The following is a 6,692-nucleotide window of genomic DNA, read 5'->3' as shown; positions in this document are numbered from 1 at the left end:
CTTTTTCCAGCAGAGAAGGGGGGGGGGGGGGGTGGGGGGTGTGCACACCAAACACAGTGGGGGGAGGGGGGGGGGGGAGGGGGGGGGTGGGGGTGGTGGGGGGGGGGGGGGGGGGGACAAACCCCCCCCCCCCCCCCCCCCCGCACGCCCAAGCCGGTCATCCGCACATCCACCAGCGCCGCCTGCGCCGCCGGCCTCGTCCTGTCGGACCTCTCCGGCACCGTGGACGGCACCGCCGTGCGTGTCCCCGTGTTCCGGGAGGCCGCCGACGGGCCGTTGAAGGGCGCCCTGCCCGTCTTTGACGCCCCGATCGTCTCCCGCGACCCACGGGCACGGCGACCTGGTCAGGGACCGAGTACGGGGCGGCGCGGCTCAGCGGCGTCGGCTTTCCTGAAGGTGCCGGCCGGACGACCGGCGGCGACGCCGCCGGTCATGGCGGAACCGAGGGCCTGCCCGCTTCTTGCGGGCCCTCATTGCACGGTGCGCGGTTTCGCTCCGCTTCCCCGTGCCCTGTGCGGCCCTCGGCCCAGTTCCATGACACCGCTTCCCGCCCGCCCGTCACAGGGCCGCAGGACCCTGCCCGAGGGGACGGTCGGCCCTTCCTGCACCGTGCAGGGCCGAACGGCGGCGGACGGGGACCAGCGGCACCTCCCGGTGCCGCTCCGCGGGCTCGAGAGTGGAACCACACGTGCACAGGAGGCCTGGATGTCCCCCCTCGTCACCGTCGGCCTGGACGGCTCCGGCGAAAGTCTCGCCGCCGCGGACTGGGCCGCCCGGGAAGCCGTACTGCGGACCGCAGCTCTGCATCTCGTGCACGTGGGCGGGCAGCCCTCCGTCTACGTGCCGTTCGCCGGGGAGGCCGTCGCGCTGCCCGGCGACGACCGCTCGGCACGCATGCTGCGCGAGGTGCGGGCCCGGCTCGCCCACCGTCATCCGGCACTGCCGGTCACCGCACACCACCTCGCCGGCTACGCCGTGACGGGGCTCCTGGCCGCGGAGGAGGAGTCCGAGCTGCTGGTACTCGGCTCGCGAGGGCTCGGTCGCGCGGCCGGCTTTCTCTTCGCCTCCGTGGCGTCCGCCGTCGTGGCCAGGAGCAGGCGGCCCGTTGTGCTGGTGGGCGAGGCGGGTCCCCACACGCCGGCGCCCTCGGTGGTCGGGTCCGTGCACGTACGGTGTCCTGACGTCGTGCTCGGTCTGGGCCCCCGCGAACCCCATGACTCCGTCGTCGGCTTCGCCATGGACGCCGCCTCCCGGCGCGCCGCCCTCCTCCGCGTGCTCCACGACGGGAACATCTCCCCGGAGCACCTGTCGGACACCCTTCGCCCCTGGCGCGAGAAGTTTCCCGACGTCGAGGTGCTCGACGAGTGCGTCATCGGACGACCGGGCACTCATCTGACGGACGCCGGCCGTCGCGCCTCGCTGGTCGTCGTGGGCCGCCGCGTCCGCGGTTCCGCACTCGGGCCGCACATCGGCCCCGTGACCCAGGAGATGCTCCGTCATGCCCTCGCACCCGTCGCCGTCGTTCCCCACGCTTGAAGGGCGTGGAGGTGACCGGGCGGAACGCCGCTCCGGACGGGGCCGCACGGCGTCGGGCAGGGGCCCTTCAGGCCCAAGCGTGCGGCCCGCCGTTGACCGAGCCTGAGAGTGTCCGCTCGACGGTACCCGAGCACGGGAGGACGACATGTACGGCTCTCCGAAGACGGTGAACGACGTCATGACCCGCACCGTCGTGGCCCTGGCAGGCGGGGCGGCGTTCAAGGACATCGCGAGGACCATGAGGCAGTGGGATGTCAGCGCCCTTCCCGTACTCGACGGAGAGGGAAAGGTGATCGGTGTCGTCTCCGAGGCCGACCTGCTGCGCAAGGAGGAGACCCGCGACAGCGACCCGCCACGGGCCGCGCAGCTGCCTCGTCCCGGACCGGACAAGGCCGCCGCGGTGACCGCGACGGAGCTGATGACCGCGCGCCGGCCGTCACCGTCCATGCCGGCGACCCGCTCGCCCGCGCCGCGCGCATCATGGCCCGGCACCACGTCAAGCGCCTGCCCGTGGTCGACGACGAGGGTGCGCTGAAGGGCATCGTCAGCCGCTCCGACCTGCTCAAGGTGTTCCTCCGGGACGATCACGACATCGCCGAGGAGATCCGGCGCGATGTGATCGGAGGCCGGTTCCCGGCCTCCCTGGAGTCGGTCCGTGTGGGCGTGTGCGACGGAGTGGCCACCCTTACGGGCCATGTCCCGGACATCTCCCTCGTTCCGCTCGCGGTGCGACTGGTCCGGTCCGTGGAAGGCGTCGTGGACGTGCGCTGCGAGGTGTCCGGGCCGCTCCGTCGCCCGGCCCTCGACCCGGACTTCCCCGACGAGGGGTCACCGCGGACGCGGTGACCCCGGTCCGAGCACCGCGGGTCAGGACGCGAGTCGGAACTCCACGTCGACGACGCCCTCGACCGCGCGCACCGCACGGGCGGCGACGGGAACCAGCGAGGTGTCCGTAATGCGGCCGATGACGGTGACGATCCCCTCGGAAACCTCCACCCGTACGATGTTCTGCCGGGCGGGGAAGAGAGGCTCCACCACTTGCCGGCGGACCTCGTCGGCGAGCTCCTCGTCCGTCCGCAGGAAGACCTTCAGCAGGTCGACCCGGCTGACGACACCCTCGAGCAGCCCTTCGTCGTTGACGACGGGAAGCCGCTTCACCTTGCGTTGGGCCATGATGCGGGCGGCCTGAGCGACGGTGGCGTCGGCGTGGACGGTGACGGCCGGGGTGCTCATCAGCTCTCCGGCGGTGAGCGCCCCCGCCTTGGCCAGGTCGGGCAGGCGGTTCAGCTGGGTGAACCGGTCGGGGTCGCTGTCGCGGAACTCCTCCTTGGGCAGCAGATCCGCCTCGGAGACCAGGCCCACGACGCGGCCCTCGCCCTCCAGCACGGGCAGGGCGCTCACCTTCCACTGCTGGATGAGCTCGACGATCTGCTTGAACGGGGCATCGCGGCCGACGGCCACGACGGTGTGTGTCATCACATCGCTCACGGTGTGCGGGCTGCCGTTGTCGGGCCTGCCCTGGGTCGACTCGGTCATCATCAGGTGCTCCCACTGCCGTAGGGGGCGTACAGATCCAGCAGCCGGACACGGGTCTCGTGGAGCCGGTGGGCGGCCACGCGACCGATCCACACGGCGATCGCCCGTCCGAACTCGGCATTCTCGGCGCACTGCGCCCGCACCGCGTCGGCGTCGAACTCCCACGCCCGTACCGGCGTCGTGGTCACGGCGCCCATATGCCACACGTAGGGCGGGAAGTGCCAGGACCAGCCGACCAGTTCGCCGTGCCCCAGTGTTTCGATCACGGCGGGGCGACGCCCGGGGACGCGCAGGTCGAGGGCGACGGTACCGGTCCGGACGATCCAGAAGCGGTCGGCCCGGTGCCCCTCCTCGAACAGGCGGACGCTCACGTCGAAGGAGACCTCGCGGGCGTACCGCATCAGTCGTTCGCGATGTTCGGCGGGGAGGGAAGCGGCCAGAGCCGTCGTGGAGGTCATCGCTGCGTCTCCTCTCGCTGCTCCCGCTGCGCCGGTCCTACGGCGCCACGGGCTTCTCGGTCACAGCGTGGGCCGGCCGACTGCCGGACACCACGGGCCGGCCGAACCTCTCCGAGGGCCGGTCGGCCCCGAGGGCCGACAGCGGGCCCGCCGCTCGACTGCGCCCCCTCGGGGGCACGCCCCACGGGTACCGCGACCACGGGGACGGACGAGCGCCGCAGGCACTCCCGGCCCACCGGACCGACCTGTGGCGGGACGCCCTGAACGTCCGTCGTGCGTCCCAGAGCGAGCATCAGGGCGCCTTGCGCCCGGTTCAGCAACACGCGTACAGCCTGGCCCTCGGCCAGCTCCGCGTGCACGGCACTGTCGATCCGCTGCCCGAACGCCCGGTGGAGCGTCTCGGTGAGCAGTCGCCGTGCCGCGTCCCGCTCCTCGCCCGCGGTGGGCCGCGCCGCTACCGGTGCGTAGGGCGCCAGGTGCGACGCGGTGGCCTCCCAGGCGTGCAGGGCGACGACTTCCGCACGCAGTGCGCGGGCCTGTTCGACGGCCCAGCGCAAGGCCGCCACGGACGCCTCGGATCCGTCCACGCCCACCACGATGCTCCGGCCGACGAGGTCTGCGGTGGAGGGCGTCCCGTACTCGGCCGTGACGACATCTGCGGTCATGACGGCACCGGCACCGGTGACTTTCATCGCTCATCCTCCTTCACCAGGGGGACGACCCCGTGCGACACGACCGACGTGCACACCCATGGGAAGCCCACGACTCCAGCGTCCGTCGCCCGGCTCTCGGGGCCCAGAGGCCGAGTGGGCACCAGCAGGGGCGGACCGGCCCTCGGCGGCGGACGGGACCCCATGGGCCTGACGGCCCCATGGAGAGGACCCGCCGGCCCCTGCGCCCATGCCGCTGCCGGCGCGATGCTGAGAGCCGGGCAGAGAGCCCTTCATCGGAGGTGGATGTCATGGTGTCGCCCGTTGTCGCCGGCGTGGACGGTTCCGCCGAGAGCCTGGCGGCGGCCGAGTGGGCGGCCCGTGAGGCCATGCGCAGCGGGAGGTCCCTGCGGCTGCTGCACGTACGGAGCCGACGCCTGCGTCAGGGCGAACCCGAGATGGCGGGCGCCGCGGGGCGGCACTCCGCGCGGTGCGTCCTGCGGGACGCCCAGGAACGCGTCCTCGCCGCATGTCCCGGCGTGCGGGTGTACGACGAACAGGTCGAGGGGCCGGCTTCCGCCGCCCTGGCCGAGGCGGCGGGCGACGCCGGCCCGCTGGTGCTGGGCTCGCGCGGGCTGGGCCGCGTCACCGGACTGCTCGTGGGGTCGGTCGCGCTCGGCGTGGTGGCGAAGGCGACGCGGCCCGTGGTCCTGGTGCGGGCCGACGGCGCGGGCGAGCGCCCCAAAGACGCCGGCCGGCGGGACGTGGTGCTCGGTGTCGACGTCACCGAACCGTGTGACGAGGTCATCGCGTTCGCGTTCGAGGCGGCCCGCGCCCGCGAGACCCGGCTGAGGGCCCTCTACGCCTGGCGCGCGCCCGACCCCCTCACCCTCGGCCCCGGCGAAGTCCGGTTGGTGAGCGATCCGCAGCGGGCCGGGGAATGGTTCCGCTTCCTGTCCGCCGTGCTCCGGGTGTGGCGCGACAAGTACCCCGATGTCGAGGTGCAGGAGTCGGTGGTGCAGGGCAAGCCCGCGGGCGCGTTGACGAAGGCGGCGTCCGGAGTGGAACTGCTCGTCGTCGGGCACCGGCTCACGGACCGCCCGAGGGTGTCGCGCACCGGCCCGGTCACCCATGCCGTGATCCACCACGTCACCTGCCCCGTCGCCGTCGTGCCCCACCACTGAACCATGTGTGGTGGTCCTCGCGCTCACGGATGACCGTGGCCCGGTACGCATCGCCGGAGCCGGCCACCGGCAGCCTCATGCCGAAGGACTCGTGGTTCCGCATCCGGTCCCTGCTGTGCGGCGCGCCGCGTGCGTATCGGCTCGTCCGTCGGACGGCCGGACGATGCGCGGCCTTTGATGACAGCTCCCGTCCGCGGACAGGGCCGCACGGGGCGCCCCTGCGCCCCTCCGGCCCATGCCCGCCGACTGCCTCCCCGGCGGGTCGCGGACACTCCCGGCGTCGCCCCGCGTGTCACCGCGCCCGACGCCGCTCGGCGTGCGAAGGTCCACGGCCCGAACCGGGCGGAGGAACCACCCCGGCGGCCCGAGCGGCTCGGAGTTTCCCGGTGCTGTTCCCGTCGGCGGGCTCGGCGTTCCGCTGCCGGCGGCGGCACTGGCGGCAGCCCTCGGCGGCCTCCGGTACGTCGTGGCAGTCACCGTGGGTGCTGCGGGGCGACGCAGAAGGCCCAGGACCGGGACGGCGGTCACGGTGACCCCTCCGGTTCCTGGCCGCCCTGGTCCAGCCGGAACGGCGGGTACACGTCGGTGAGCAGGGCCGCGTAGGCGGCCACCCGCAGCACCCAGCGGTTCAGCCCGAGCAGCAGGTCGAACAGCCCGCGCGGGTAGAGCCCGGTGAAGGCGAGGGCGATGCCGGCGAACAGGGCGAGCAGCCCGATGAGGCCGCCCGAGAACCAGGCCAGACGGGCACCGCCGAGGAAAAATCCCAGGATCAGGTAGTGCGGGACGGCAAGCAGCCACCACTTCACCAGGACGAGGCCGCGGGAGAGTTCCTCCGGGTACGTCACGTCCCAGTGCGCCGGGTAGTCGGGGACGTCGGCGAGCGTGAACGGTGGGTAGCGATCGGTGCCCAGGGTGCCGTAGGCGTAGTAGGCCACGCGCCAGTTCCACCGCAGCACACCGGCGGTGAAGTCGAACAGGGGCCGTGGGTAGCGGCCGGTGAAGAGAATCGCGAAGAAGGCCACCACACTCACCCCCGCGAACGCCACCCACAGGAAGAACAGGACGACGTAGTGGGGGAGGGCGAGCAGCCATTTGACCAGCCACAGCCAGCGGGACAGCGGTGCGTCCAGCTCCGCCGTCAGCCGGGCCGGGTGGTCCGTCGAGGTCACGGGGTGGCCCGGCGGCACGGCCGGGGTGGTGAAGTGTGTGCTCATGGTGACCGGTCCCTCCGGAATCCGGTGACGATCACGAGCCGTGGTGTGGTCGTCGTTCTCCTGCTTCCAGCGTGGGTGATGCGACCGGAGGGCGCATGCCCGAGCGGTGCGCGC

At 73.1% G+C, this 6,692-nt stretch carries 6 protein-coding genes and 1 pseudogene; 3 read left to right on the top strand and 4 right to left on the bottom strand.

Features of this window, described 5'->3' with window-relative positions; all coding sequences use genetic code 11:
* The first annotated feature begins 705 nt into the window (after positions 1–705).
* Both ACZ44S_RS20070 and ACZ44S_RS20065 read left to right on the top strand, forming a co-directional pair.
* Positions 706–1,536: a universal stress protein gene (locus ACZ44S_RS20070; protein ID WP_466930851.1), complete on the top strand. Its 831-nt coding sequence runs from the start codon at positions 706–708 to the stop codon at positions 1,534–1,536.
* 145 nt (positions 1,537–1,681) lie between these two features.
* Positions 1,682–2,382: pseudogene (locus ACZ44S_RS20065) on the top strand (CBS domain-containing protein).
* A gap of 21 nt (positions 2,383–2,403) precedes the next feature.
* Here ACZ44S_RS20065 and ACZ44S_RS20060 read toward each other — a convergent pair.
* Genes ACZ44S_RS20060 through ACZ44S_RS20050 form a run of 3 tightly spaced genes read right to left on the bottom strand, consistent with a single transcriptional unit; the run spans position 2,404 to position 4,222 of the window.
* Positions 2,404–3,075, bottom strand: a complete 672-nt coding sequence (locus ACZ44S_RS20060) for a CBS domain-containing protein (RefSeq protein WP_466930848.1) — start codon at positions 3,073–3,075, stop codon at positions 2,404–2,406.
* Positions 3,075–3,530: a cyclic nucleotide-binding domain-containing protein gene (locus ACZ44S_RS20055; RefSeq protein WP_466930845.1), complete on the bottom strand. Its 456-nt coding sequence runs from the start codon at positions 3,528–3,530 to the stop codon at positions 3,075–3,077. Before ACZ44S_RS20055 ends, ACZ44S_RS20060 begins: the two co-directional genes overlap by 1 nt.
* Positions 3,527–4,222: a universal stress protein gene (locus tag ACZ44S_RS20050; protein ID WP_466930843.1), complete on the bottom strand. Its 696-nt coding sequence runs from the start codon at positions 4,220–4,222 to the stop codon at positions 3,527–3,529. Before ACZ44S_RS20050 ends, ACZ44S_RS20055 begins: the two co-directional genes overlap by 4 nt.
* A 269-nt stretch (positions 4,223–4,491) precedes the next feature.
* On the opposite strand from ACZ44S_RS20050, the gene ACZ44S_RS20045 reads away from it, so the two are divergent.
* The gene (locus ACZ44S_RS20045) at positions 4,492–5,364 is read left to right on the top strand and encodes a universal stress protein (protein ID WP_466930841.1); all 873 of its coding nucleotides are present in this window, start codon (positions 4,492–4,494) and stop codon (positions 5,362–5,364) included.
* A gap of 524 nt (positions 5,365–5,888) precedes the next feature.
* Here the strand turns inward: ACZ44S_RS20045 and ACZ44S_RS20040 are convergent.
* Positions 5,889–6,578 carry a DUF4389 domain-containing protein gene (locus ACZ44S_RS20040; RefSeq protein ID WP_466930838.1) on the bottom strand — a complete coding sequence of 230 codons (690 nt, stop codon included), beginning with the start codon at positions 6,576–6,578 and terminating at the stop codon, positions 5,889–5,891.
* Between the last annotated feature and the right edge of the window lie 114 nt (positions 6,579–6,692).

The sequence above is a fragment of the Streptomyces malachitofuscus genome, assembly GCF_055571035.1.
The sequence above is the reverse complement of the archived record's forward strand: the minus strand, read 5'-3'. Positions and strand labels throughout refer to the sequence as shown.